Source organism: Corynebacterium sp. HMSC08C04 (assembly GCF_001807495.1).
GTDB classification, from domain to species: domain Bacteria; phylum Actinomycetota; class Actinomycetes; order Mycobacteriales; family Mycobacteriaceae; genus Corynebacterium; species Corynebacterium simulans.
The window spans coordinates 43,917-69,185 of sequence record NZ_KV789231.1 but is presented as its reverse complement, the minus strand read 5'-3'; the positions used below and the strand labels follow the sequence as shown (position 1 = coordinate 69,185).

At 58.3% G+C, this 25,269-nt stretch carries 34 protein-coding genes; 13 read left to right on the top strand and 21 right to left on the bottom strand.

Annotated elements, in window-relative coordinates:
* Window positions 1-86: 86 nt before the first annotated feature.
* Complete coding sequence (locus tag HMPREF3169_RS12375) at window positions 87-1,412, bottom strand: glycoside hydrolase family 32 protein (protein ID WP_070456895.1); 1,326 nt, start codon at window positions 1,410-1,412, stop codon at window positions 87-89.
* 21 nt (window positions 1,413-1,433) lie between these two features.
* Here HMPREF3169_RS12375 and HMPREF3169_RS12370 point away from each other — a divergent pair, with 21 nt between their 5' ends.
* On the top strand, window positions 1,434-2,342 hold the full coding sequence (locus tag HMPREF3169_RS12370) for a carbohydrate kinase family protein (RefSeq protein WP_070456892.1): 909 nt from the start codon (window positions 1,434-1,436) through the stop codon (window positions 2,340-2,342).
* Complete coding sequence (locus tag HMPREF3169_RS12365) at window positions 2,343-2,762, top strand: hypothetical protein (RefSeq protein WP_061920519.1); 420 nt, start codon at window positions 2,343-2,345, stop codon at window positions 2,760-2,762. It abuts the gene before it with no gap.
* A gap of 79 nt (window positions 2,763-2,841) precedes the next feature.
* On the opposite strand, the gene HMPREF3169_RS12360 is transcribed toward HMPREF3169_RS12365, so the two are convergent.
* Window positions 2,842-3,399: a hypothetical protein gene (locus HMPREF3169_RS12360; RefSeq protein ID WP_141741016.1), complete on the bottom strand. Its 558-nt coding sequence runs from the start codon at window positions 3,397-3,399 to the stop codon at window positions 2,842-2,844.
* A 71-nt stretch (window positions 3,400-3,470) separates the two neighbouring features.
* On the opposite strand from HMPREF3169_RS12360, the gene HMPREF3169_RS13470 reads away from it, so the two are divergent.
* Both HMPREF3169_RS13470 and HMPREF3169_RS12355 read left to right on the top strand, forming a co-directional pair.
* Window positions 3,471-3,695: an ABC transporter permease subunit gene (locus HMPREF3169_RS13470; RefSeq protein ID WP_235590997.1), complete on the top strand. Its 225-nt coding sequence runs from the start codon at window positions 3,471-3,473 to the stop codon at window positions 3,693-3,695.
* 54 nt (window positions 3,696-3,749) lie between these two features.
* On the top strand, window positions 3,750-4,172 hold the full coding sequence (locus HMPREF3169_RS12355; RefSeq protein ID WP_162492721.1) for a metallophosphoesterase family protein: 423 nt from the start codon (window positions 3,750-3,752) through the stop codon (window positions 4,170-4,172).
* A gap of 48 nt (window positions 4,173-4,220) precedes the next feature.
* Here the strand turns inward: HMPREF3169_RS12355 and HMPREF3169_RS12350 are convergent, their stop codons facing one another.
* Both HMPREF3169_RS12350 and HMPREF3169_RS12345 read right to left on the bottom strand, forming a co-directional pair.
* Window positions 4,221-4,754, bottom strand: coding sequence for a TetR/AcrR family transcriptional regulator (locus HMPREF3169_RS12350; RefSeq protein ID WP_235590996.1), 534 nt, complete (start codon window positions 4,752-4,754; stop codon window positions 4,221-4,223).
* Between the two features lie 81 nt (window positions 4,755-4,835).
* Window positions 4,836-6,218: an MFS transporter gene (locus tag HMPREF3169_RS12345; RefSeq protein ID WP_061920511.1), complete on the bottom strand. Its 1,383-nt coding sequence runs from the start codon at window positions 6,216-6,218 to the stop codon at window positions 4,836-4,838.
* A gap of 43 nt (window positions 6,219-6,261) precedes the next feature.
* Here HMPREF3169_RS12345 and HMPREF3169_RS12340 point away from each other — a divergent pair, with 43 nt between their 5' ends.
* Complete coding sequence (locus HMPREF3169_RS12340) at window positions 6,262-6,873, top strand: GNAT family N-acetyltransferase (protein ID WP_061920509.1); 612 nt, start codon at window positions 6,262-6,264, stop codon at window positions 6,871-6,873.
* A gap of 18 nt (window positions 6,874-6,891) precedes the next feature.
* Here the strand turns inward: HMPREF3169_RS12340 and rpsQ are convergent, their stop codons facing one another.
* The 11 genes from rpsQ to rpsJ are packed head-to-tail and all read right to left on the bottom strand — an operon-like array spanning window position 6,892 to window position 12,070.
* Complete coding sequence (gene rpsQ, locus HMPREF3169_RS12335) at window positions 6,892-7,176, bottom strand: 30S ribosomal protein S17 (protein ID WP_061920507.1); 285 nt, start codon at window positions 7,174-7,176, stop codon at window positions 6,892-6,894.
* Between the two features lie 2 nt (window positions 7,177-7,178).
* Entirely contained in the window at window positions 7,179-7,409 is a 231-nt protein-coding gene (rpmC, locus tag HMPREF3169_RS12330) for a 50S ribosomal protein L29 (RefSeq protein ID WP_061920505.1), read from the bottom strand.
* Window positions 7,409-7,825, bottom strand: coding sequence for a 50S ribosomal protein L16 (rplP, locus tag HMPREF3169_RS12325; protein WP_061920502.1), 417 nt, complete (start codon window positions 7,823-7,825; stop codon window positions 7,409-7,411). The genes rpmC and rplP overlap by 1 nt, the downstream gene beginning before the upstream one ends.
* Window positions 7,826-7,828: 3 nt before the next feature.
* Window positions 7,829-8,575, bottom strand: a complete 747-nt coding sequence (rpsC, locus tag HMPREF3169_RS12320; RefSeq protein WP_061920500.1) for a 30S ribosomal protein S3 — start codon at window positions 8,573-8,575, stop codon at window positions 7,829-7,831.
* On the bottom strand, window positions 8,575-8,937 hold the full coding sequence (rplV, locus tag HMPREF3169_RS12315; RefSeq protein ID WP_061920498.1) for a 50S ribosomal protein L22: 363 nt from the start codon (window positions 8,935-8,937) through the stop codon (window positions 8,575-8,577). Before rplV ends, rpsC begins: the two co-directional genes overlap by 1 nt.
* Window positions 8,938-8,940: 3 nt before the next feature.
* Window positions 8,941-9,219 (bottom strand): 30S ribosomal protein S19, encoded by a 279-nt coding sequence (gene rpsS, locus HMPREF3169_RS12310; protein ID WP_005527741.1) that lies wholly within the window; start codon window positions 9,217-9,219, stop codon window positions 8,941-8,943.
* A 13-nt stretch (window positions 9,220-9,232) separates the two neighbouring features.
* The gene (gene rplB / locus HMPREF3169_RS12305; protein WP_061920496.1) at window positions 9,233-10,069 is read right to left on the bottom strand and encodes a 50S ribosomal protein L2; all 837 of its coding nucleotides are present in this window, start codon (window positions 10,067-10,069) and stop codon (window positions 9,233-9,235) included.
* Window positions 10,070-10,104: 35 nt separating this feature from the next.
* Window positions 10,105-10,407 (bottom strand): 50S ribosomal protein L23, encoded by a 303-nt coding sequence (gene rplW / locus HMPREF3169_RS12300; RefSeq protein ID WP_061920494.1) that lies wholly within the window; start codon window positions 10,405-10,407, stop codon window positions 10,105-10,107.
* Window positions 10,407-11,069, bottom strand: coding sequence for a 50S ribosomal protein L4 (rplD, locus tag HMPREF3169_RS12295; RefSeq protein WP_061920492.1), 663 nt, complete (start codon window positions 11,067-11,069; stop codon window positions 10,407-10,409). Before rplD ends, rplW begins: the two co-directional genes overlap by 1 nt.
* On the bottom strand, window positions 11,066-11,722 hold the full coding sequence (gene rplC / locus HMPREF3169_RS12290) for a 50S ribosomal protein L3 (RefSeq protein ID WP_061920490.1): 657 nt from the start codon (window positions 11,720-11,722) through the stop codon (window positions 11,066-11,068). The genes rplD and rplC overlap by 4 nt, the downstream gene beginning before the upstream one ends.
* A 42-nt stretch (window positions 11,723-11,764) precedes the next feature.
* On the bottom strand, window positions 11,765-12,070 hold the full coding sequence (gene rpsJ / locus HMPREF3169_RS12285) for a 30S ribosomal protein S10 (protein ID WP_003848085.1): 306 nt from the start codon (window positions 12,068-12,070) through the stop codon (window positions 11,765-11,767).
* A 678-nt stretch (window positions 12,071-12,748) separates the two neighbouring features.
* On the opposite strand from rpsJ, the gene HMPREF3169_RS12280 reads away from it, so the two are divergent.
* From HMPREF3169_RS12280 to HMPREF3169_RS12255, 6 genes are read left to right on the top strand one after another with little or no spacing between them, the layout of a single operon-like run.
* Window positions 12,749-13,276 (top strand): Asp23/Gls24 family envelope stress response protein, encoded by a 528-nt coding sequence (locus HMPREF3169_RS12280; RefSeq protein WP_061920488.1) that lies wholly within the window; start codon window positions 12,749-12,751, stop codon window positions 13,274-13,276.
* A 29-nt stretch (window positions 13,277-13,305) separates the two neighbouring features.
* Window positions 13,306-13,644, top strand: coding sequence for a hypothetical protein (locus HMPREF3169_RS12275; RefSeq protein WP_235590995.1), 339 nt, complete (start codon window positions 13,306-13,308; stop codon window positions 13,642-13,644).
* An 11-nt stretch (window positions 13,645-13,655) separates the two neighbouring features.
* A complete protein-coding gene (locus tag HMPREF3169_RS12270; protein ID WP_061920486.1) occupies window positions 13,656-13,850 on the top strand; it encodes a DUF2273 domain-containing protein in 195 nt (64 codons plus the stop codon).
* Window positions 13,850-14,686 (top strand): Asp23/Gls24 family envelope stress response protein, encoded by an 837-nt coding sequence (locus HMPREF3169_RS12265; RefSeq protein ID WP_070456889.1) that lies wholly within the window; start codon window positions 13,850-13,852, stop codon window positions 14,684-14,686. The genes HMPREF3169_RS12270 and HMPREF3169_RS12265 overlap by 1 nt, the downstream gene beginning before the upstream one ends.
* A complete protein-coding gene (locus HMPREF3169_RS12260) occupies window positions 14,679-15,254 on the top strand; it encodes a DUF6286 domain-containing protein (protein WP_070456886.1) in 576 nt (191 codons plus the stop codon). Before HMPREF3169_RS12265 ends, HMPREF3169_RS12260 begins: the two co-directional genes overlap by 8 nt.
* Entirely contained in the window at window positions 15,247-15,813 is a 567-nt protein-coding gene (locus HMPREF3169_RS12255) for an Asp23/Gls24 family envelope stress response protein (RefSeq protein WP_070456885.1), read from the top strand. Before HMPREF3169_RS12260 ends, HMPREF3169_RS12255 begins: the two co-directional genes overlap by 8 nt.
* On the opposite strand, the gene HMPREF3169_RS12250 is transcribed toward HMPREF3169_RS12255, so the two are convergent.
* From HMPREF3169_RS12250 to rpsL, 5 genes are all read right to left on the bottom strand, one after another.
* Window positions 15,810-16,529, bottom strand: coding sequence for a hypothetical protein (locus HMPREF3169_RS12250; RefSeq protein WP_070456882.1), 720 nt, complete (start codon window positions 16,527-16,529; stop codon window positions 15,810-15,812). The two genes, HMPREF3169_RS12255 and HMPREF3169_RS12250, sit on opposite strands and share 4 nt — an antisense overlap.
* Before the next feature lie 112 nt (window positions 16,530-16,641).
* The gene (gene tuf / locus HMPREF3169_RS12245) at window positions 16,642-17,832 is read right to left on the bottom strand and encodes an elongation factor Tu (RefSeq protein WP_070456879.1); all 1,191 of its coding nucleotides are present in this window, start codon (window positions 17,830-17,832) and stop codon (window positions 16,642-16,644) included.
* 418 nt (window positions 17,833-18,250) lie between these two features.
* Window positions 18,251-20,380 (bottom strand): elongation factor G, encoded by a 2,130-nt coding sequence (gene fusA, locus HMPREF3169_RS12240; protein ID WP_062035900.1) that lies wholly within the window; start codon window positions 20,378-20,380, stop codon window positions 18,251-18,253.
* Window positions 20,381-20,728: 348 nt separating this feature from the next.
* Entirely contained in the window at window positions 20,729-21,196 is a 468-nt protein-coding gene (rpsG, locus tag HMPREF3169_RS12235; protein ID WP_042529270.1) for a 30S ribosomal protein S7, read from the bottom strand.
* Window positions 21,197-21,202: 6 nt separating this feature from the next.
* Window positions 21,203-21,574, bottom strand: coding sequence for a 30S ribosomal protein S12 (rpsL, locus tag HMPREF3169_RS12230; RefSeq protein WP_046646811.1), 372 nt, complete (start codon window positions 21,572-21,574; stop codon window positions 21,203-21,205).
* 672 nt (window positions 21,575-22,246) lie between these two features.
* Here rpsL and HMPREF3169_RS12225 point away from each other — a divergent pair.
* Together HMPREF3169_RS12225 and HMPREF3169_RS12220 are read left to right on the top strand one after the other, a co-directional pair.
* Window positions 22,247-24,040 carry a ribonucleoside triphosphate reductase gene (locus HMPREF3169_RS12225; protein ID WP_070456878.1) on the top strand — a complete coding sequence of 598 codons (1,794 nt, stop codon included), beginning with the start codon at window positions 22,247-22,249 and terminating at the stop codon, window positions 24,038-24,040.
* On the top strand, window positions 23,997-24,737 hold the full coding sequence (locus HMPREF3169_RS12220) for an anaerobic ribonucleoside-triphosphate reductase activating protein (RefSeq protein ID WP_179294251.1): 741 nt from the start codon (window positions 23,997-23,999) through the stop codon (window positions 24,735-24,737). Before HMPREF3169_RS12225 ends, HMPREF3169_RS12220 begins: the two co-directional genes overlap by 44 nt.
* Here HMPREF3169_RS12220 and HMPREF3169_RS12215 read toward each other — a convergent pair.
* A complete protein-coding gene (locus HMPREF3169_RS12215) occupies window positions 24,718-25,269 on the bottom strand; it encodes a nucleoside/nucleotide kinase family protein (RefSeq protein ID WP_062042310.1) in 552 nt (183 codons plus the stop codon). The genes HMPREF3169_RS12220 and HMPREF3169_RS12215 overlap by 20 nt on opposite strands.

The following is a 25,269-nucleotide window of genomic DNA, read 5'->3' as shown; positions in this document are numbered from 1 at the left end:
CATTAGATACAGCTTTCAGACAAAAAGCCAAGAGATCGGACATATTTGAGGGAAAATTCACCAAGTTTTGCCGTTTGAACGGTCACCTAGTTCTTAACCCAGCCGCTCCATCGCGCTCCGCCTTCGCCAAATACGCTTGCCGACGCCGCAATTCGTCCACCGCCAGCGAAAATTTCCACGGCGCAGCCATCGGCAATGGCCATGACCTCGCCTTCTGGGCAAGCAATCACGCGCTCGTCATCGCCCACACTCACGCGCAGCAGTCCTTCGCCTGCGGTAAAGCGCAGGTGTTCCCTACCTTCATCATCCACGAGGCTATAGCTGCCGCCACGCGAAGAGTTCAGGCTCACCGTGCTGCCGAAGCCCTCCCTACCAGCAGCATCGGGAATCGTCTCCCACACCGGCCATTGATAAAGCACGCCGTCTTCCAGCCATACCCGGCGCGGCAAGGTCAGGGTGTGCACCCAGCCCTCCTCCACAGTGGGCTTGTCATCTTGAGCAGGAAGGCCCATCCAGCCGAGCAGCAGCGCCTGGCCATCGCTCATGCCAACCAGCTGCGGGGCGTAAAACTCGTGTCCATAGTCCAGCTCGCTGAAACCACGCTCGACGTGGAAGGTGTTGCCGTCCAGCTTGCCCACCAGGTAGCCGCACTGGTCGGAAGAAGCGTAGTGCGTTTGCCCATCTACCTTGATGGGTTCAAGCCCCTGCGGGCAAAAGACCAGGACGTCCTTAGACTCACCGGTCGCCTTATCAGTCAAGGTCACAAGGTTTGGGCACTCCCACATATATCCGCCCGGTAGGAGTTCGGGGCTAAGCCCCGGCGCGGCGTCGTCAAGCGCGAAATCCAGTGCTCCCTCAAAGTCCCAGTTCTTAAGGTCCTGCGAGCGGTAGAGCACCACCGCAGCGTTCTCGTCCTCACGTTGCGCGCCGATGACCATGCGCCAGCCTTGCTCATCCCGGGAAATCTGCGGATCGCGGAAGTGCCCGGTAAAGCCTTCCTCGCTATCGGGAATCAGCGGGTTCGCGGCATCGCGATAATAAATGCCGCCCTCAGGGCCGGAAGGGTCGAGAACGCGCACGCGGTTCTGGGAAGGAATGCGCTTGCCATCCACCTTGAGGTTGCCCGTATAAAACAGCCACACGTCGGTGCCATCGACCACGGCACCGCCGGAGTAACAGCCGTCCTTGTCATAGGGCAGGTCAGGCGAAAGCACGTCCGGATGATGCCGCCAGGGGCCTGCCACTGAGTACTTCGCCGAAGCATGCGCCCACCCTGTTCGCTTCGGCGCGTGCGGGAAGCAAGGGTCATGTTGGTAATAGACGTGCATGGTGTCGCCATCTAGAAAGACGCCATTTGGATCGTTGAGACGGCCATACGGGGGCGCGATGTGGAAGTTCGGACGGTAGTTCATATCACCGATACTATGGAATCCATGAGAATCCATGTGTGTGGCGAAGGACTCGTCGATCTCGTCCCCGTCAGCCCAGGTAGCTTGCAAGACCTCACGCCGGCTTTGGGCGGCGGGCCTTTCAATGTGGCCATCGCGGCGGCGCGTCTGGGCGGCGAGGTCAGCTTCCAGTCGCGCCTTTCCACCGACGGTTTCGGTAACGCGCTGGTGGAAAGGCTGGAACAAGAAGGCGTGGACACGTCTATGGTCCAGCGCGGTCCAGAGCCCACCACTTTGGCCGTGACCAGCATCGGTGATGATGGTTCGGCGTCTTATACCTTCTACACGGAGGGCACGGCAGATAGGTTGGTTGAGCCCACGCTTTCCGACGCCGAGATTGCCTGCTTCGGCACTGTTTCCCTCGCGTTGGAGCCAGGTGCTTCGCGCTATGGCGAACTGCTCAAGCAATTCGCAGCTAAGGGCAGCATCGTGGCGCTCGATCCGAATATCCGCCCGTTCTATGCCAACGATGAGCACAAGGCCTTCCTCAACGAGCTGCTTTCTCACGTGACCGTGCTGAAGCTTTCTGAGGAAGAAGTGGAATTCCTGGGCAAGCAGGCCCTCAAGCAGGTTCCCGTCGTGGTGGTTACCCGCAGCAGCGAGGGCCTCACGTTGCGCGCTGGCACGACCCGGTTCGATGTGCCTTCCGCCAAGGTCGACGTCGCCGACACCATCGGCGCGGGCGATACCATCATGGGCGCGCTGCTCACAGAGATCGCCCGCCGCAACCTCACGGCCGAAGAGCTCACTCACTTGAGCGAATACGACTGGAAAAAGATTTTGGAATTCGCCGCGGCAGCCGCTGCGATTACCGTCTCTCGCAAGGGCGCACAGCCACCGCACCGCGCAGAAGTGCTTGCCATGCAAGCAGATGTTCAGAAGAAAGAGGCCTAAATGTTTTCTTCCTACCAGGGCCGTAGCGCCATACTTCACACCGTGGCGTTCATCTTCGTGGCGTTGTCTTTCATCTTCCCGGTAGTCCTGGGCACTTCTGCCCTGCTGCCCACGTGGCTATCCGGCATCGTGAGTATCCTCGTTGCGCTCGCCATTCTTGTCGACGCCGCGCACAAAGCCTTCGCCCCACCTGAACGCCCCGCACGTGGCCTGCGCGCACTTTCCGCCCTCGCTGCGTTGACCGCGCTCATCGGCTGGATCTGCTGGCTTATCATCTTCAACAACTTCGACGCCGCCGGCACCACCATGTACAAGGTAGGTACCTTCACCCTGGGCACCAGCGCCGTGCTCAACATCTTCTGCGCCGCCATGGCCTTCCTGGATTGGCGGGCTGGCCGCGTTACTCCGGTCAAGCATTAATCGGCAAAACTGCCTTTGGCTCCCCGAAAGACATCAAGAACTCCTTGTAGTAGCTCTGCGCAGCCACAAGGAGTTCTTGTTATTCAGCAGCTTCGATTTCAAAGCTGGTGCCCAGACGAAGCGGGCCGTTCGGCAAAGAGGCATCATTTTGCCAACCAACTTTGTCAGCAGCGATCGACACTGTCACATGCTTGCCCACCCACGGCTCTGCCTTTTCGCGGCTTTCCTCGTGCGTGCTGTAGTGCGATGCAAGCAAGCCGCTATCGATCCAACGGGTTTCCTTGTAATTTGCCCTGTTCCCGGTGACCTCCCCCGGAGCATCAAATTCGAGGATCCAATAGTCGCCGTTGAGCTCGCTTTCAGGGAATCCGGATTCAGGCTGCGAGCCTAGGGTCTCACGACCTTTCTTCTTTACAACCTTGCCCGTCATCTTCAAGATGCCGTCTTCAATGACCACCGCTGGTTTCTTCGATTCTTCTGACGCCTTGGATTCTTGGGAATCCGCCTCTGCTGAACTTTGTGGCGCCATCGTATTGAACATCTTCTCTGTTTCTTTAGCGGAGTCGTTTTTTCCGGAATTACTGCAGCCAGAAAGCGCTAGGGCTGCAACACAGAGTAAGGAAACATAGCGGCGCATGATTGGACCTCAAAACACATAAGGAAATAGGAGACAGCGTTTTAGCTTAACGCCCTGGGGCGGTGAGGATTGTGGAAATCGGCGAATCTGCCGCGGCGGTCTCCCACACCGTCTACGAAGCGGCGAAGGTCTCCGGTGCCAAGGGGCACCAGACCTTCTTCCGGATCACGCTGCCTTTGCTTACACCGGGTATCGCAGCAGGCTGGATTCTGGCTTTCTTCGCAGGATTCCGTGAACTCGTGATTCTTCGCTGGTGCGCCGGAACAACATCAACCTGCTCGCGTCCTGGATCATGAACCAATTCGATCAAGGCCACCGCGCCGAGGCCATGGCAATGACCCTTATGGGGGTTGGAACTTCAATTATCGTCCTCGTACTCGTCACTTCCTGGCAACAAAAGGAACGCGCATGATCACCATGACTATAAATGGCCCGAAGGAATCATCGCGCACGGGACCGAACCGCACTTCTTCGAAATCGACGGTGTGCAGGCGTGGACCTGCGGCGTGGCCACCGACCCTGACCCACGAGAGATCGAAATCCCCAGCTTCAATGGCCTGGGACTGCTTCACACCTCTGTGCACGGTGAATTCAGCCGTAAGCCTTGCCTGCCGTGCAAGCTAGAGGATCTGCAAGAAAGCGGTGCGACGTGGGTGCTTGGGCACGTGCACAAGCCCATCACGCTAAGCGCAGAACCGTTCATTGGTTGGACGGGAATGCGTGCCGGCGTGCACTACGACCCGACGACTTCCGCGGTGAGCAGGTTTTCTTAAAGACTATTTCAAAGGTTGTCTTTGCGAGCAGAGACCGCTCGGGGGTCGTTAACTCGGATGCGGCGCGAGAGTTGCTGGGATGGTCTGAATTAAAAGCTCTTTGAGGCCGGCTTTCTTTGGAAAATCCCTGCGCTCGGACCAACCTGCGATGCATTCGATGAAGATGCCGATCAGACTGCGGGCACGGGTGCGGTCGATAATGCTGGTGCCCGTCTCAGCTAGGACGCAGTCCACCCACTGGTCCGAGTGCTGCCAGATATGGCCCAGCAACGAAGGATTTTCACGCAACAGAAGGACTCGATCTGCGAGCTGTCCTCCCCACGCATCGGCATCGCTGAAGAGTTCGCGGAGCGCTGCCTCCAAGTTCTTATAATCAGTCATCTGCGCGATGTCCACCAGAACCTTTGTTGCTTCGGGGCTGATGATGACACTGGTGATAACGGCTTCTTTCGTGCCAAAGTGGCGGTAGAAGGTCATCGCTGAGACATCAGCGGCTTCGGTAATTTCAGCCACGGTGACGTCGTCATATCCACGCTCTGCAAAAAGCTCGAGCGCCGCACTTCGGATCGCGCGCCGCGTCATAAGTTTCTTTCGGTCGCGACGATTAAGCCCAAGATTGTCCGAAGACGAAGATTCTAAAGGACGTGACACCATGCCTTAACTCTATAATTTCTGCTGCCTCGTGTGCATGAATAACAACGCAAATCCCGTTAAAACACAAGCAGCGCTACACAGGACAAAGACGCTATCCATCGCATGGATATAGGAGGCGTCGCTAGCCGGCTCGCCTGCCAAGTTAATTACGAGTGAGGCGATGAAAGCAACGCCTAGGAGCGAGCCAAGCTGCCGAATTGTATTAACCAACGAGGCACCACTTCCCCGGCGCTCCGGGTGAACCTGCGCCATCGCCTCCTGCAAAGCCAAGGATTGACCCGCCCCCACACCAAAGCCGGCAAGGCTTAACCCCGCGGCCAAATATCCATATCCGCTGGATGGACTCGTCAACGCACCAACCAGCAGCCCCCCGGCGACGAGGAAAATCGAGCTAGGCAGAAGCCACCGCCCAATCTTGCTTCGCCGCACCAACAGCCCGGCTGCCAAGGCGCCAACGATGGCAGTGCCGGCCAAAGGCATAAGCATCAAGCCACCCCGGGCAGGCGAGTTGCCCAAGATATTCTGCAGGTAGTGCGGAGTGACATAAAGCAGCCCGAAAAGCACCAAGTTGATAAAGAACAGGGTCACAGTATTCACGAGGAAGCGCGGATTGTTCAAAAGCCCCAAGTCCACGAGCGCTTGATCGCTCCTTCCGCCGAAGACCAGGGCCAGTGCCAAAGCAGCCAACCCAATCAGAATTGGTAACCAAACCGCACTAAATGAGACCTTGCCGCCGACGTTAATCATGCCAACCGTGAGAACAAGGAAACCAAAGGCAGAGAGCAAGATCTGTACCCAAGGCAGCACCGGATGGGAAGGAACAGCCCTTGCCTTCGGCAGTCGGCTACAGCCGAAAAAGACAAGGGCGATGACAACGACGTCAAGCCAGAAGATGCCACGCCAGCCTAAAGCATGAATAATCCAGCCACCCAGGAGCGGACCTAAAGGAGCGCCAACACCACCGGCGGCGGTCCACAAACTATTGGCCAGTGCCATGTCGGAAGGCTCTATCACCGTGGGCAAAAGGGCCAGCGACATCGGCGTAAACACCGAGGCCGCAAGTCCCATGCCCGCACGTCCGACAATGAGCCAGATGGCCGACGGAGCAAGCGCGCACACGAGCGCTGATACAAGAAAGACCATGCTTCCTAAGAGGAGTAGACGTTTATGTCCGAGCCTGTCGCCGAAGAGCCCGCACGGCAGCAATACCGCAAGGAAGGCGACATTGTATGCGGAGACAACCCATGCGGCTTCCGCAGGGCTCGCACCTAGTGAGTTCGTCAATGCTGGCAGGGCAACCGCAACCATGGTCGTATTCATATACAACGTCATAATTCCGGCACACAGTGTTAATAGATGCGACCAATGCGTTTTAGCGATAGTCTCTACCATGCGTTACAAACTACCACTTTTAAAGAGATTGGAGACTACGCTAATGGGCCACTACAAACCAGGACAGATTCCCGTCGGCGAAGCAAAAGAACTCTTCGAACTTCTAACTCGTTGCGACAAGGACTTCACTCCCCCGCTCTCGCAGCGCGCGGCCGTTGGACAGACCGACTGGGACAGCCAGGGAGCGAATACGGGAATCAAAGACTATTACGAGTCGTTGATCGAAAAGGCCACCATCATCACGGTCACCCGCAACAACAAGTTGGCAGGGTTCTGCGCTTATTACTATCCCTATCAATGGCAGGGCCAAAGCTACCTATACGTGAGCACCGCGGTCACCGCGCCCGAATGGCGCAAGCACGGACTCACTAACGCGTATGTGCGCCATATCTGCACCGCCGCAATGCGGTTGAAATGCCCCATCCTGGCCAAGACTTGGTCTACCAACAAGCAGAGTATGACGGCACTATCCCGCTATGCCGATAGAGCAGACACGCTTTGCGACGACCGCGGTGTCGGCATCGACACTGTCTACTGGGAGACCACGCTAGATACGTTGCTATACCGGGCAGCGCGACGAACGCTTAAAAAATACGCGCATATGAAAAGCCGGCCGAGCCTTCTTCCTAAAGGAGGAAAAGCTCGGCCGGCTTAAGTGTTGAAAAGCTAGGTTTTACTTAGCCTTCTCAACGACCTCGACGAGACGGAAGTGCTTGTCCTTAGACAGCGGGCGGGTCTCGGCGATCAGAACGCGGTCGCCGACGCCGGCGGTCTCGTTCTCGTCATGTGCCTTAACCTTCTTGTTAGAGCGCATGATCTTGCCGTAAAGCGCGTGCTGCTTGCGATCCTCGAGCTCGACGACGATGGTCTTATCCATCTTGTCGGAAACTACGATACCGATGCGGGTCTTGCGAGCACCGCGCTCCTTCTTTACTTCGTTCACGTTTGCCTCACTCATGATTAAGCCTCAGCTCCCGGAACTACGGACAGGCCCAGCTCGCGCTCGCGAAGAACGGTGTAGATGCGGGCAATGTCGCGCTTAACCGTGCCGATGCGGCGGTTGTTGGTCAGCTGGCCGGTAGCCTTCTGGAAACGAAGGTTGAACAGCTCTTCCTTCGCATCCTGCAGACGCTTTTCCAGCTCAGCGTTGTCGAGCTCACGGAACTCGTGGGCGGGGGTACCGGTTGCCATTAGAACTGGTCCTCCTTCTTGATGATGCGGACCTTGCAAGGAAGCTTCTGGCCTGCGCGGCGCAGTGCCTCAATTGCGGTGGCCTCGTTCGGGTAGGACATCTCGAAGAGGACGCGGCCCGGCTTAACGTTGGCGACCCACTTCTCAACCGGGCCCTTACCGGAACCCATACGAACGCCGAGCGGCTTCTGGGTCAACGGACGGTCCGGGAAGATGTTGATCCACACCTTGCCACCACGCTTGACGTGGCGGTTGATGGCAATACGTGCGGCCTCAATCTGACGGTTGGTGATGTAAGCCGGCTCGAGAGCCTGGATTGCGTAATCACCAAAGTTGATGCGGTTACCGCCCTTGGAAACACCGGTACGGGTAGGACGGTGCTGGCGGCGGTACTTAACGCGCTTAGGAATCAGCATGGATTAGCCCTCCTGCTTCTGCTGTGCGCGCTGACGACGCTGGCCACCACGGCGCGGACGACCGTTACGGTCACCGCGGCCACGGCCCTGCGCCGGAGCGTTCAGTTCGGATTCGCGTACGCCACCGACGACGTCACCCTTGTAGATCCACACCTTGATGCCAATGCGGCCGAAGGTGGTGTGAGCCTCTGCGGTGCCGTAGTCGATCTCGGCGCGAAGAGTGTGCAGCGGAACGCGACCCTCGTGGTAGCGCTCGGTACGGGACATCTCGGCGCCGCCCAGACGACCGTTCAAGAGGATCTTAATACCCTTGACCTGCGGCTGGCGCATAGCGGACTGGATAGCCTTGCGCATTGCACGACGGAATGCAACACGGTTAACCAGCTGCTCGGCGACGGACTGAGCAACGAGGGTTGCGTTTGCGTCGACCTGCTTGACCTCGAGAATGTTGAGGGCGACCATCTTGCCGGTGAGCTTCTCGAGCTCGCGGCGGATGCGGTCTGCCTCAGCACCGCGGCGGCCGATCACGATGCCTGGGCGGGCGGTGTGAATGTCGACGCGTACGCGGTCACGGGTGCGCTCGATAACGACGTCGGCAATGCCGGCGCGGTCGAGGCCCTTCTCGAGGTACTGACGGATCTTGATGTCTTCGGCTACGTAGTTCGCGTAGTCCTTATCGGCGAACCAGTGGGTCTTCCAGTCGGAAGTGATGCCCAAACGTAGGCCGTGAGGATGGATTTTCTGGCCCATTACTTGGCCCCTTCCTTCTGGCTCTCGACCACCACGGTGATGTGGCTGGTGCGCTTACGAATCATGAATGCACGGCCCTGTGCGCGTGGCTGGAAACGACGCATGGTCGGGCCCTCGTTGGCGTATGCCTCGGAGACGACCAGGGTGCGTGGGTCCAGACCGAAGTTGTTCTCAGCGTTAGCAGCTGCAGAAGCAACAACCTTAGCGACTGGCTTAGCAGCGCCCTGCGGAGCGTACTTCAGGATTGCAAGTGCCTCGGCTACGGACTTGCCGCGAACCAGATCGATGACACGGCGTGCCTTCATCGGAGTAACGCGGACGTAGCGGGCCGTTGCGGATGCGGAGGTGATGGTTTCACTCATCGCTTATCGACGTCCCTTCTTATCGTCCTTGATGTGACCCTTGAAGGTCTTGGTTGGTGCGAACTCACCGAGCTTGTGGCCGACCATGGAGTCCTCTACGAACACCGGCACGTGCTTACGGCCGTCATGGACGGCGAAGGTGTGACCGATGAAGTCAGGCAGAATGGTCGAGCGGCGAGACCAGGTCTTGATGACCTGCTTGGTGCCAGCCTCGTTCTGAGCATCCACCTTGTTGAGGAGGTGCTCATCGACGAACGGGCCTTTCTTAAGGCTGCGTGGCATTGTTTACCTCCTCTTAGCGCTTCTTGTTCGGGCGACGACGGCGCACGATCATGTTGTTCGAGTAACGGTTCGGGTTGCGGGTGCGACCCTCCTTCTTACCCCATGGGGACACAGGGTGGCGACCACCGGAGGTCTTACCCTCACCACCACCGTGTGGGTGGTCAACCGGGTTCATGACGACACCACGGACGGTCGGGCGAACGCCCTTCCAGCGCATACGGCCGGCCTTACCCCAACGGATGTTCATCTGGTCAGCGTTGCCGACCTCACCCACGGTTGCGCGGCAACGGATGTCGACGCGGCGGATCTCGGAGGACGGCATACGCAGGATTGCGTACTTGCCTTCCTTACCCAGCAGCTGGATGGAAGCACCAGCGGAGCGAGCAAGCTTAGCGCCTGCGCCCGGCTTGAGCTCCACAGCGTGGATGGTGGTACCGGTTGGGATGTTGCGCAGCGGCAGGTTGTTACCAACCTTGATGTCGGCGTTAGCGCCGGCCTCAACGATGGTGCCCTGCTTCAGGCCCTTAGGGGCGATGATGTAGCGCTTCTCGCCATCTGCGTAGTGCAGAAGAGCGATGTTTGCGGTGCGGTTCGGGTCGTACTCGATGTGAGCAACCTTTGCCGGGATACCGTCCTTGTCCGTACGACGGAAGTCGATCAGACGGTAACGACGTTTATGGCCACCGCCGATGTGGCGGGTGGTGATGCGGCCGTAGTTGTTACGACCACCAGTCTTGGTCAGCGGGCGCAGCAGGGACTTCTCCGGAGTGGAACGAGTGATCTCCTCGAACTCGGACACGGAGGATGCGCGGCGACCCGGAGTTGTCGGCTTGTACTTACGAATAGCCATAATTCTTCCTTTTCCTTTCGGCTCTCCGGTGGCGCTTAAGCGCCGCCGCCGAAGATGTCGATGGAGTCGCTGCCTTCGCGAAGCGTCACATAAGCGCGCTTGGTGGACTTACGCTGACCGAAACCGGTGCGGGTGCGCTTACGCTTACCTGCACGGTTGACGGTGTTCACGGAGTCAACCTTTACGCCGAAGATCTGCTCGATGGCATCTTTGATCTGGGTCTTGTTGGAGTCCGTGGAGACGTAGAACGTGTAAACGTTCTGCTCCATCAGGCCGTAGGACTTCTCGGAAACAACCGGTGCGATGACAATGTCACGCGGGTTAGCGAGCTTAGCCATTACTTCTCCTCCTTAACTTCCTCGTTCGCACCCTGAGCGCGAGCGACGAAGGTGTGCAGAGCCTCAACGGAGAACACAACGTCGTCAGAGTAAAGGACGTCGTAGGTGTTCAGCTGGCCTGCGTCCAGGATCTGGACGTTAGGCAGGTTGTTGGCGCTGCGGCGAGCGTTGATGTCCTCGCGACCAACAACGAGCAGCACGTTCTTGCGCTCGGTCAGACGCTCGATGAAAGCCTTAGCCGCCTTGGTGGACGGGGTCTGGCCCGGGACGAGCTCTTCGATTACGTGGATACGCTCGTTACGAGCGCGGTCGGACAGTGCACCGAAGAGAGCAGCCTTGATCATCTTCTTAGGGGTGCGCTGTGCGTAGTCGCGCGGAACCGGGCCGTGGGAGATGCCGCCACCTGCGTAGTGCGGTGCGCGGATCGAGCCCTGGCGTGCACGACCGGTGCCCTTCTGGCGGAAAGGCTTACGGCCACCACCGGAAACCTCGCCACGGGTCTTTGCCTTGTGGGTGCCCTGGCGCGCAGCAGCAAGCTGAGCGTTGACAACCTGGTGCATCAAAGCGATGGATGCCTCGGTGTCAAAGATCTCTGCTGGCAGCTCGACAGAGCCGTTGGTCTTACCCTCAGCGGTCTGGACGTCTAGCTTGAGGTTGCTCATGCGTGTGCACCGCCCTTCACTGCGGTCTTAACGGTGACGAGGCCACCGCGTGCACCAGGGATAGCACCCTTGATGAGCAGCAGGTTGGACTCGGCATCGATCTTCTGAATCTTCAGGTTCTGGGTGGTCACACGGTCGTGGCCCATGCGGCCAGCCATGCGGGTGCCCTTGAAGACGCGAGCCGGGGTAGCGCAGGCGCCGATGCCGCCGACGCGGCGGTGAGCAGCCTGGTTACCGTGGGCAGCGCCCTGACCTGCGAAGCCGTGGCGCTTCATGGCGCCAGCGTAGCCGTGACCCTTGGTCGTGCCGGTGACGTCAACGAAGGTGATGCCCTCGAAGATGTCAGCGGTAACTTCCTGGCCAACCTCGTAAGCAGAGGTGTCATCCATGCGGATTTCGGCAACGTGGCGACGTGGGGTTACGCCAGCCTTCTTGAAGTGACCTGCGGCAGGCTTGTTTGCCTTGCGTGGGTCGATTTCGCCAAATGCGATCTGGATGGCGTTGTAGCCATCGGTTTCTGCGGTGCGAATCTGGGTAACAACGCACGGCCCAGCTTCAACGACGGTAACCGGTACTACGCGGTTTTCCTCGTCGAAGATCTGGGTCATGCCGAGCTTCTTGCCCAGAATGCCCTTGATCTCGTTTTCACTCATTGTTAGTTCTCCACCAAATATCTATTCGTCGATCGCTTTACACTACTGAATGTTTACGTCGACGCTGGCCGGAAGGTCGATGCGCATCAAAGCGTCAACGGTCTTCGGGGTCGGGTCGAGAATGTCGATGAGGCGCTTGTGAGTGCGCATCTCGAAGTGCTCGCGAGAGTCCTTGTACTTGTGCGGAGAACGAATAACGGCGTATACGTTCTTCTCGGTTGGGAGCGGCACTGGGCCAACAACACGAGCACCCGTACGGGTAACGGTCTCGACGATCTTCTTTGCAGAAGCGTCGATAGCCTCGTGATCATAGGCCTTCAGCCGAATGCGGATTTTTTGTCCCGCCACGCTTATCCTCTTCCTCGCTACCCCACATTCACATTCCCGGCGTATCCGGGGCGTGAAGCGGTGGGAATTGCTTCTCGATTTCTCTATAACGTTGTCCGGACTCTAGGGCCTGGGCGCAACGCCAGTTGTCTGACTGCCATGACGACCAAAAGTTGCGACCTGGCAATAAACCTGGTTGCAGTGCTTTCGACGGGGTACAAGACCCGTAAGTCAAAGTTCTATAGAAAGAGGACGGTTCCTCACGCATTACACGTGGAGGCACAAATCCAATTCATATACTGCCGCTGTTTATTTGCCATGCCCCTTCTCCGGTCCATTCGCTCGGGATGTCTCTACTAAACGCGGACCTAGCCCGATTGAATGACCTTCTCGGCACACACTTAAAAAGTGCCCACCTGCGAAGGTGTCATGTTCGCTTTACCAGCAACTTTGTTGAATATCGGGGGTGTTTCACCCACGATTTCCAAACGCCGTTGTGTTAAAGCAACCCTTGTATTTAAGCATGTAATCGCGCGTTTTCCAAACTTTTTTCCAAACCGTGTGCAAAGTCACGTTTTCCAAAAGATTGCACCTCAGCACCCCACAATGTCCGCATTCAGATATAGGCTCGGAAAGGTAGCTTTCTTGTTAAGGCGAAACTTCCCGCAATCAAGTCCCTATAGATAAGGAATAAGCACAATGACCGCTAATACCCCAGCGAATACTGATCAGAACGCTGCCCAGAACACCGCACAGAACGCAGCAACTTCCACCGAGCAGGCAAACACCGCCGCTGCTGCCCCGGAGGTCAACAAGAACCTGGAAACCGAGTACGGCACCACCACTATCGACGACGCCGTGGTTTCCAAGATCGCTGGCATCGCCGCCCGCGAGGTTTCCGGCGTTGCCGCACTGGGCGGTGGCGGCGCACGCATGATGGGATCCATCCGTGAGTCCTTCGGCGCATCCGAGGATGTACGCCAGGGCGTAACGGTTCAGGTCAACAACGCTGTTGCCACCATCGAAGTTGCCATCATCGCCGAGTACGGTGTTGCTATCCACGAGCTGGCTGAGGCTATCCGCCGCAACATCATGAATGCTGTCGAGCGCATGACCGGCCTGGGCGTTGAGCGCGTTGACGTTGTGGTCCACGACGTCAAACTGCCAAAGGAAGACACTGCCAGCGAGCAGGCCTCCAACAACGCTTTGGCACAGGGCCAGGAATAGGCCTTTCAAAGACTAAGGCAGTTATTTAAATGATGGAGTCCACTCCGGAGCGCTTTGAACTAGATGCCGCTGCTGCACATCGCATCGTCGACTCAGTAGCAGGCATCCAGGGCGTCGCCAAGCTGCATCCCGGTTCTTTCGGCGAAGTTGCGTTGCTTTACCCCGGCAAGCGCATCGGCGGCATAAAGCGCCCGAGTCCGCGCGACGATAGCCATATCGAGGTACACCTTGTAATCGACGTCGCGAAGCGCATTCCGGTTGCCACAATCGCGGACGCCGCCCGCACCGCGGCGCTCGAGGCCTGCCCGGGACTGCAACGCGTTGATGTCGTCGTGGCTGATGCTTTAAGCAGCGCACTGGAAGATTAAGAAGGAAAATTATGAAGAACTACTCCACGCTGGGCATTGTTGCCGGTCTGGTTTTGGCCTTTTTCATCCACCTTGGCCTGTGGCCCACGGTGTTGGCCATCCTGCTTGCCGCCATCGGTGGTGTTGTAGGTGCGCACTTCGACGGCCGTATCGACCTCACCGCCGTGTGGTATGGAATTATCGGCAAGGATAAAGGGCAGGGATAATGCCATCTGCCACGCCACAACAGCGCACTGATGGCACCTTGCGGTTTACGCACAAGGCTCTCGAACACATTGTCACTAGCGCCATCGCTTCCGTCCCCGGGACCAAAGCCATCGACGCCAAGCTCGCCGGCTTAGCTGGGCGCGCATTTCCGCGCCTGCTTATCCAGAGCGATCCTGCTTCCGAGGTGCTAGCGGTGGATGCCTCGATCGCGGTGACCTGGCCGAGTCCTGTCACGGACGTAGCGAAGTCGACCCGCAAAGCCATCGAGGAATGGGTTGCGGCCTACACCGGCTACCGCACCACCCGCGTCAACGTCACCGTTGCCGCAGCAGTACCGGGCGAGCGCGTGTCAGGCCCTGCCGTCGACGCGCGACAAACGCCACGGGCAATCACTCCGCGGTCACTTCCGGAGCGCCAGCTTAAACCGATAACCACCAACCATACGGTGCCAATACGCAATATAGATGCGCCTGCCCCGCAACCGGTGCGCTCTATCGACGCTGACAGCGCTCCGCTTCAGGTCGCGTCCGTACGCGCCCCGGAGCCAACTAGGCTTTTGCAGGTAACGGCGCCCACGCCTAACCACGTCCGCCCTGTCACCGCTCCCAATCCCGTCGCCGTGCGCAGCGTGGCCGTTCCTCGGCCGCTGCAGCCGCGTCCGGTAAGTGCTCCCCGCCCGGTTGCGCTGCGCACAGTCCGCGTACCCAAGCCAGCACCTGTCCGCCAGGCCTCACTGCAAGGTACCGCGCCGGTTCGGCATGTTGTAGCGCCCCGTCCACAGCCACTGCGCGAAATCACAATCAACCCGATGTACAGAGGGGGCCAGGATGGATAAGAAAGATGCTCTCCCGCAGGGCTTTGGCCAAAGGCCGGCGGCATCCCCTGCAGCCCGTAAATGGGCCGTTGTCCTCGGAATGGTTTGCTTGGGCGCCGCAGCTTTTCTCGGAAGGGAAACGTGGGCTGTCAGCACTAAAGCCAATTCCTGGCTGCAGCCTTTCATCGACGTGATGTCACAGGACGCGGTCGAAACCTGGATGCTGATAGGCGGCGGCATCGCTATTGCCATTGGCCTTATCTTGCTCATTGCGGTGTTCAAACCACGCAAAAAGACACATACCAGGCTCTCCTCCGACACCGCCTCGATGTGGCTGCGCTCGGTAGACATCGCGCGCGCAGCCTCAGCCGCTGCGCGCCGCGTGCCCGGCGTCAGTGCTGCCCGTAGCCGCGCAGTAATCAGCAAGAAGAAGATCGGCGTCGATATCACCGTCAACGGCGACACTAAGGACAAACTATTGGTCAGCCGCGTGGAAGAGGCTGTATCGCAAGCCCTTTCCTCGTTGGAGCGCGCCCCACAGCTAAAAGTAAAGGCAGAAAATCTCCCGGAGGTCGATAATCATGTCTAAGGGCTTGGCAGCATTCGACCGTTTCTTGTTATTCCTCATCGCCGTAGTCCTCATTGTGCTAGGGATTTGGCCGATCCTCATCCATTTTGAGGTTCCCTTCGCCACTTCCCTGGCGCGCTGGGTTGATCACGACGCTTGGGCAGCACTGCCTAGCTCTAGTTGGTGGCCGGTAGCGCTGGGTGCAGCCACCATGCTCCTAGCGGTAGCCGGCATCTGGCTCATCGTGGCGAACCTACGCCACCGGCGCTTCAACAACGTCGCATCCGATTCTTCGAATGATGAAGGCGCCATTTCCACCAATATGCAAGCTATTGCTGGTGCCGTGGCCAAAAGCTTTGATGCTCTCGACGGAGTCGAGAAGGTTCACCGGTTGGTGGCCTATGACCGTGCGCGGCCGACCTTGCAATACAAGATAGAAGCCAGCGCGGATATGCCACTAGATGAGCTAACCAAGGCAGTCGAAACCAGCGAGAAGGACTTCCGCACAGCCTTTCCCGACGCCAATCTAGATACCGTGTACAAGCTGCACTTTAGCCAGGTTAAGACACTGAAGGACTAGTCAATGTAGCCATCGACGGCGATATCTGGGGCGGATTCAGCGAGGAGCACCTCGGTGACCGCCCCAAATTCATGCGTAACCCCGCGTGACAGCGATACTTGCAAAGGCTTCCCGGGACTACACTGCAGAATCTGCTTCCAGGAATAGTCAGCACGTTGCAGGCAGCGCCGTGCAATTTTAAATGCATGTAAGCCGTGGTCCAAAAGGATGGTTTCCAGCTCGGTGCGGATAAGCCACGCCCGCTCCCCTACGTTGCGCCTTTTCAACCCGCTGAGCTGGCGTGAATCTTGCTTTAGGCGGGTAATTGACTCCACTACGCCAAAGCGATGTTCGATGGACTCCGAGTCCTTGATAACAAGAGGTCGACCAGGTCCCACTGGCCGAACAGCCGAGTACTTCCACGCCACCGGCTGCCGGGGACCATCATCGCCGGTACGGCGAATGACCACATTTTCCTCGCCAATAGTCACGCGCTCACGCTGGGTGACGAGTAGCCACAATCCTTCCTCCACGCGGCCGTCGCCAAGCGGCAGTGTCGGTGGATGCAACCGCGCCATTTGCTCCAACGCACGAACCATATCCGCGTCGTCAGCACCCCATCCGAGGCCTTGGTTGGCCAGCATTGCAAACAGCGTGCCCAAGGGCAGCTCCGGCTGACCTTCCCACGCAGCTTTCAGAGCCTGCAGGGTGCGGTCGATGCGTGTGGGATCAAGCATGGCTCATAGCTTAACTGGCGCGGGAGCAAAACACGCAAAAAGCCACCGCCTTCCCGGAAAGGGAAAGCGGTGGCTTTAAAGGGCGTTACTTTAAACGCTCAAGCAAATGCTCTTACTTGATGATCTTGGTAACGCGGCCAGCGCCGACGGTGCGGGAGCCCTCGCGGATAGCGAAGCGCAGGCCCTCGTCCATAGCGACCGGCTGGATCAGCTCGACGGACATCTCGACGTTGTCGCCAGGCATAACCATCTCGGTGCCCTCAGGCAGCTTGATGACGCCGGTAACGTCGGTGGTGCGGAAGTAGAACTGCGGACGGTAGTTGTCCATGAACGGGGTGTGGCGGCCGCCCTCTTCCTTCTTCAGGACGTAGACGGAACCCTCGAACTGGGTGTGAGGGGTGTAAGCGCCCGGCTTGATAACAACCTGGCCACGCTCAACCTCTTCACGCTTGGTACCACGCAGAAGCAGGCCACAGTTGTCGCCAGCCTCGGTGTAGTCCATCATCTTGCGGAACATCTCGATACCGGTAACGGTGGTGGAGATGGACTTCTCCTGGATACCGATGATCTCAACGTCCTCGTTGACGTTCAGGGAGCCACGCTCAACACGGCCGGTAACAACGGTACCGCGGCCGGTGATGGTGAAGATGTCCTCGATAGGCATCAGGAACGGCTTGTCCAGCTCGCGCTCCGGATCCGGGATGGAGTCATCGCAAGCCTGCATGAGGTCGACAACAGCCTGTACCCACTTCTCGTCGCCCTCAAGAGCCTTCAGAGCGGAGATGTGAACGATCGGAGCTTCCTCGTCGTAGTCCTGCTCAGCGAGCAGCTCGCGGATCTCCATCTCGACGAGCTCGATGATTTCCTCGTCGTCAACCATGTCGCACTTGTTCAGTGCAACGAGGATGTAAGGAACGCCAACCTGGCGAGCCAGAAGAACGTGCTCGCGGGTCTGCGGCATCGGGCCATCGGGTGCAGCAACAACCAGGATAGCGCCGTCCATCTGAGCAGCACCGGTAATCATGTTCTTGATGTAGTCGGCGTGGCCCGGAGCGTCAACGTGTGCGTAGTGGCGCTTCGGGGTGGAGTACTCAACGTGGGAGATGTTGATGGTAATACCGCGCTCCTTCTCCTCAGGAGCCTTATCGATCATGTCGAATGCGAAAGCGGTGTTCTCCTCAGGGTACTGGTCAGCCAGAACCTTGGTGATCGCTGCGGTGGTGGTGGTCTTGCCGTGGTCGACGTGTCCGATGGTGCCGATGTTAACATGCGGCTTCGTACGCTCGAACTTCTCCTTTGCCACTGTTTGTCCTCCTGGACTCTATGGCGGCTGCATAGGCAGCCACGTGGTTGGTTAATGTCATTGGCACTTGGAACGAAAACTCCGAAGCGCTAATGACGCTTTCTTTACGTGCCAGTTACACGATCCTAGATTTATGCCGCAGTTTTTTCAAACCGCCTAAATAGGAGGTAACCCCGCGCATGTTGTGCGGTCGTTGACCCTCGACAAGAATCTGATAACGGATCCTGGGAGGGTAACGGCCGGCTCAACCAACACTTTTTGCAAGTGCAAGTTCAGCCAACCGCTACCCAACCAGTTGCCTCACGCGGGAGAAAAGCTGCAAGCTCTTGCCCCGCCCCGCAACTGGAATCTACTGGCAAAGACTACCAGCCGTATGCGGGGCTGAAGCGTGAGGGGGTGGCGATTGCCTTAAGGCTAGTTAGGCCTTGTTGCCGGTGCGCTCTTCGATGATCTCGGTTGCAACGGAGGAAGGAACCTCAGCGTAGGAATCGAAGACCATGGTGAAATTTGCGCGGCCAGCGGTGGAAGAACGCAGGTCGCCGATGTAACCGAACATCTCGGACAGCGGAACCTTTGCCTTGACAACCTTTGCGCCGGAGCGGTCTTCCATAGCGAAGACCTGGCCACGACGGGAGCTGATGTCACCGTTAACGGTGCCCATGTACTCCTCAGGGGTAACAACCTCAACGGCCATGACCGGCTCAAGAAGGACTGGCTTTGCCTTAGCAACAGCTTCCTTCAGAACCTGGGAGCCAGCGAGCTTGAAGGCCATCTCGGAGGAGTCGACGTCGTGGTAAGCGCCGTCCTCGAGGGTTGCCTTGATGTTAACCAGCGGGAAGCCTGCGAGGTAGCCGTACTGCATTGCGTCCTGGATACCAGCGTCGACGGAAGGGATGTACTCCTTCGGAACGCGACCACCGGTGACGGCGTTCTCGAACTTGTAGGTTGCGGACTCGCCCTCCTCCAGCGTCTCTGGGTCCGGGTTGTAAGGCTCGATGGTGACGATGACCTTTGCGAACTGACCAGAACCACCGGTCTGCTTCTTGTGGGTGTAGTCCAGGGACTGAACCGTCTTGCGGATGGTCTCGCGGTAAGCAACCTGTGGGTTACCGATGTTTGCCTCGACCTTGAACTCGCGCTTCATACGGTCAACCAGAACGTCGAGGTGGAGCTCGCCCATGCCGCCGATAACGGTCTGGCCGGTCTCTTCATCCAGCTCGACGGTGAAGGTTGGGTCCTCAGCAGCGAGCTTCTGGATAGCGGTACCCAGCTTCTCCTGGTCAGCCTTGGTCTTTGGCTCGATGGAAACCTTGATAACCGGCTCCGGGAAGTCCATGGACTCGAGGATGATTGGGTTGTCCTTGTCGCACAGGGTGTCGCCCGTGGTGGTTTCCTTCAGGCCGATAACTGCGTAGATGTTACCTGCGTCAGCCTGCTCAACAGGGTTCTCCTTGTTGGCGTGCATCTGGAACAGCTTACCGATGCGCTCCTTCTTACCCTTGGTGGAGTTGAGCACCTCGGTGCCTGGGAAGACCTGGCCGGAGTAAACGCGAACGAAGTTCAGCTGGCCGAAGAACGGGTGTGCAGCAATCTTGAAGGACAGTGCGGAGAACGGGGAAGAAACAGCCGGCTTACGAGTAACCTGCTCTTCCTCGTTGCCAACAGCGTGGCCAATGACCTCGCCGACGTCCAGCGGGCTCGGAAGGAAGTCAACGACTGCGTCGAGCAGCGGCTGAACGCCCTTGTTGCGGTAAGCGGTACCACACAGAACCGGGTAGATCTCGGAGTTGATGGTCATCTTGCGGATGGCTGCCTTGATCTCGTCAAGAGTCAGCTCCTCGCCGCCGAAGTACTTCTCCATGAGCTCTTCGTCAGACTCAGCAACAGCCTCGAGCAGCTTCTCGCGGTACTCTTCAGCCTTCTCCTGCAGGTCAGCAGGGATCTCCTCGATGGTCGGCTCAGCACCGGTCTCGACCTTGCCGCGCCAGGTGATGGCACGCATGTTCAGCAGGTCAACGACACCGTCGAAGTCGTCCTCAGCGCCGATTGGCAGCTGCAGAACCAGTGGCTTAGCGCCGAGGCGATCGATAATGGTCTGAACGGTGAAGTAGAAGTCAGCGCCCAGCTTGTCCATCTTGTTGACAAAGCAGATACGCGGAACGTCGTACTTAGCAGCCTGACGCCACACCTGCTCGGACTGCGGCTCAACGCCTTCCTTGCCGTCGAAGACAGCAACAGCGCCATCCAGGACACGCAGGGAACGCTCGACCTCAACGGTGAAGTCAACGTGACCCGGGGTGTCGATGATGTTGATCTGGTTGTTGTCCCAGAAACAGGTAACAGCAGCGGAGGTAATGGTGATACCGCGCTCCTTCTCCTGCTCCATCCAGTCAGTGGTGGATGCGCCATCGTGCGTCTCGCCGACCTTACGGTTAATACCGGTGTAGAAGAGAATACGCTCGGTGGTGGTGGTCTTACCAGCATCGATGTGAGCCATGATGCCGATGTTGCGGACCTTGTGAAGGTCCTTAAGCACTTCTTGTGCCACGGTTTTACCCCAACTTATTTATCGTGGACGCTTCGCGCCGGTTCCCCGCTTTCAAAGCGAGGTTCCAGCACCAATCCGTCCGCATGGATAGGTCTTTATTAATTTTGCCACGTCTCGGCCGTCTTAGCAGCCGCAGGGCTACTAAAACTTCCAGCGGTGCACCTTAATACACCTTTATGTAGCCCGCCTCCCCAAGCTAGCCGTCTGCCCACAAGGAGAAGACACCAGCTTAGAAAAATGGCCCGAGCAACGATATGAAGTTATGTTTGCAGTTTCAACCGCAGAAAGCGGGTGGAACTGTTCAGCAAAACTATTACGTTGCTCGGACCATAGGCATACGCTGGAAAATTACCAGCGGTAGTGTGCGAAGGCGCGGTTTGCCTCAGCCATCTTGTGGGTATCTTCACGACGCTTCACGGAAGCACCAAGACCGTTGGATGCATCCAGGATCTCGTTAGCGAGACGCTCGATCATGGTGTTCTCACGACGCTGGCGGGTGAAAGTCACCAACCAACGCAGAGCGAGGGTGTTAGCGCGAGCCGGCTTAACCTCAACTGGCACCTGGTAGGTAGCACCACCGACACGGCGGGAGCGAACCTCGAGGTCCGGGCGGATGTTGCCCAGAGCCTTCTCCAGGGTGCCGACTGGGTCGGTACCGGTCTTCTCACGGCAAGCCTCGAGTGCACCGTAGACGATGCGCTCTGCGGTGGACTTCTTGCCATCGAGGAGGATCTTGTTCACGAGCATGGTGACCTGCTCGGAGTTGTATACCGGGTCCTTAACTACAGGACGCTTCGGAGCAGCATTCTTACGCATTGTTGATTACTGTCCCTTCTTTGCACCGTAGCGGGAACGAGCCTGCTTGCGGTCCTTAACGCCCTGGGTATCCAGTGCGCCACGGATAATCTTGTAACGAACACCCGGGAGGTCCTTAACACGACCGCCGCGGACGAGCACCATGGAGTGCTCCTGCAGGTTGTGGCCCTCGCCTGGGATGTACGCGGAAACCTCGATACCGGAGGTCAGGCGAACACGAGCGACCTTACGCAGTGCAGAGTTCGGCTTCTTCGGGGTGGTGGTGTAAACGCGGGTGCAAACGCCACGACGCTGAGGGGAGCCCTTCAGCGCTGCGGTTGCGACCTTGGAGCGCTTATCATGGCGGCCCTTACGGACCAGCTGCTGAATAGTTGGCATAAATCTAGTCTTTCTGTATGACTTCGGCTGAACTGACCGATGCTGCCCAAACACGCAAAAATAGGGGCTCTTTTCCGGGGCCCTTCCGCATGTCCAGAACATCAATCAGCCATTCAAGCCGATTAATCGATCAGACTTTTCGCCCCACATGAAGGCGAAACCTCTTCGAAGAATAGCAGCGACACGCAAAACATCCAAATTCCATCTACCTGGCTATTCTTTCCATCACCGCAGGCAGTCAATTACACAACGCTTGACGACGCCACACCCCACCCAAGCCCGCCTGTGACAAATTCCCCGGAACTTTGATCCCCACCCAAAATCGGGCATTAGGCGAGGCCTATAGGGACAACAATCACATCCACTAAATAGGCACACGCCCCGTCGGCGTTTCAACATTCGAACCACTATATATAGAAACGATAAACCCATTAGTGCGAATATCTCGTGTTTTAGTTGCTCGCCCCGGCAGAAATTACAGCTATGTTATTTCGTGTCGCCCGGCGCTGCGTGGTGGCTTTTTGGCATCCCGGCTTGCCGCAAGTCCTCCCACATGACTGCAGTTGCCACCTAATTCCCCACATACACGCCTGGGCATGCCATCAGAGCTGGAAAGGCAGCGAGCTTTTCGCTGTACCAGCGCTCCATTTTCATAACGAAGGGAAGAACTACATGGGTTCACGGACCATTAACGTCGCAGATTCCATCGAAGAGTACTTGAGCCGGCGCGATTGGCGCATCAACGCCAATGCCAATCAGGATTTCTCGCTAGGAGGGTTGATTCTTAACAACGCTGGCAAAGTAACCGCCAATTACTGGCTAGATGAGGTCTTTACGCCAGCCGCGGGAAATGCACACCGAGCCGGTGATATTCACATCCATGATCTAGACATGCTCAGCGGCTATTGCGCTGGCTGGTCACTGCGCCGAGTTCTAGAAGAGGGATTCGGTGGCGTTCCAGGCACTATCGCTTCAGCACCACCGAAGCACTTTTCCTCCGCGTGCGGACAGATCGTCAACTTCCTGGGCACTCTGCAAAACGAGTGGGCAGGCGCGCAGGCCTTCTCCAGCTTCGATACCTACATGGCGCCTTTCGTGAGGCTGGATAGCCTCAGCTACGGCCAGGTGCTCCAGCACATGCAGGAGTTCATCTTCAACTTGAACGTGCCTTCCCGCTGGGGCACGCAGACGCCATTTACAAACCTCACTTTCGATTGGCACTGCCCTGCCGACTTACGCGACCAGGTACCGCTCATCGGCGGCGAGCCCGTCGACTTCTGTTACGGCGACTTGGAGGCGGAGATGGTCATCATCAACCGTGCCTTCATCGAGGTGATGTCCGCCGGCGACGCGGACGGTAGGCCTTTCACCTTTCCTATCCCCACCTACAACATCACCCCGGACTTCGATTGGGACAGCGAGAACGCCGAGGCGTTGTTTAGTATGACCGCGAAGTACGGGCTGCCCTACTTCCAGAACTTCCTCAACTCTGATCTAGACCCAGGCATGATTCGTTCCATGTGCTGCCGGCTGCAGCTGGACCTGCGCGAGCTATTAAAGCGCGGCAATGGCTTGTTCGGCTCGGCCGAGTTGACCGGCTCCATCGGCGTGGTCACGCTCAACTGCGCACGCCTGGGCTACCTCTACCGCGGCGACGAGGAGGCGCTATTGGCGCGCGTCGCAGAGCTGGTAGATCTCGGCGTCGACACGCTCGAGCGCCGCCGCGCCTTTGTTAACGAGTGCTTGGACAAAGGTCTTTTCCCCTATACCAAGCGTTGGCTACCCAGCTTGGATAACCACTTCTCCACCATCGGGGTCAACGGCTGCAACGAGATGATCCGCAACTTCACTTCCAATGCCTACGATCTCACCGATACGCGCGGCCACGCACAGGTTCTGCGTCTGCTCGAGCGGGTTCGCGCACTGCTTGTCGACGCCCAGGAGAAGACCGGGCACCTTTATAACCTCGAGGCTTCACCCGCCGAGGGCGCTACGTACCGCTTCGCCCGCGAAGATCTGAAGCGTTATCCAGACATACTGCATGCCGGCACCGCAGAAGAACCATATTACACCAATTCCTCGCAACTGCCCGTCGCGCACACTCCCGATCCTTTCACCGCACTTGCAGCCCAAGAGGACCTGCAGACCCAATACACCGGCGGAACGGTGCTGCATCTCTACATGGGTTCGGCGATGTCGACCGGCAAGGCTTGTGCGACCCTGGTGCGCCGCTCGCTGGAAAAGTTCCGCCTGCCCTATGTCACCATCACGCCGACTTTCTCCATTTGTAGCTCCCACGGATACATATCCGGCGAGCATCCGCACTGCCCCGACTGCGGCTCCACCACCGAGATGTGGACGCGCGTGATGGGCTATTTCCGGCCAGTCTCTAGCTTCAACACGGGCAAGAAGGGAGAGTTCCATGAGCGCCAGTACTTCGACGAGAGGCTTGCGGCCAGCGTCTAAGACTGCACCTTCGTTGCAAGAGCCGAAGCTAAGTTCCAGAACGCAGCTGCCGATTGGCGGGCTTATCCCCTTCTCGGCTTCGGATTGGCCGGACCACCTGACCATGACGTTATTCCTCAACGGCTGCCCGCTGCGCTGCAGCTACTGCCATAACCCGCAGCTGCAGGCCTTTGGGCCGGGAAACTATAGCTGGCAGGACGCGTTTTCCTTGCTATCCAAGCGCCGTGGGCTTCTCGACGGCGTAGTCTTTTCCGGCGGCGAGCCACTTTCCGCGCCCGGGCTGCCGCAAGCGATAGCCGAAGCCCACGCGGCTGGCTTTAAGGTTGGTCTCCACACGAGCGGATACCTGCCGAGCAGGTTGGAAAAGCTCGTGGATAACCCCCTGACGCGGCCAGAATGGATAGGCATCGATGTCAAGGCCTTGCCAGATGATCTGCCACAGGTCACCGGCTGCAGCCGCGCCCAAGCGCAGCGGATGTGGGAGTCCTTTTATCTGTTGGCAGAAAACGCCCGGGCAGGGCGGCTAAAACTACAGGCCCGCACCACTTTGTGGCCCGGCTCCTGCATAGAGGCACGGCTTCCCGAGCTGGAAGAACGCGTTGCACAACAAGGACTTAAGCTCGTGCGCCAGTGGGCACACGACGTCGACAAGCACGGCGTCTACCGCGGGGCGGAAGCTACTGCCAAACCCACGTAAATTCGGCGTCGGTGGCGTGCTCGGAGAAGTAAACCTTCTCCTGTGCCTCCCAGGTCTCGAACCACTCTGCGTAGTCCGGATCTCGCTCGATGGCTCGCTCATAGCGCTTTTCGCGCGGGCCGTCGAGGCCCACCGTAATCACGGTGCCGCGCTCCTGAGCGGCGGCGATATTTTCTGGGGTAACCGCACCGACTCCCTCCACGATAAGGTCATCGCGCGCGTCCAAACTCGCCCACTCACCGGGCGCATTGGCTTCCCAATCCCAGCGCCAGTAGCCAGGATTGGTCCCGCGCAGCACCTGTTCGGCAACCATCTGGGAGCCCTGCTCAAGCCCGTGCCAACCAGGATAGAACTCGTCCAGGTGCACCACACGCCAGCCTGCTCTATCGGCGAGGGCGGCGCAGGCCCACGTCTTGCCTGCTCCCGATGGCCCATCGATGAGCACCGTCACCGGCTTGAAAGGTTTCTTGCGCGTCGCGGCAGCCTTGATGACATCCTCGATGAGGCGGTCGAGCTGACTGTCGAAGTCCAT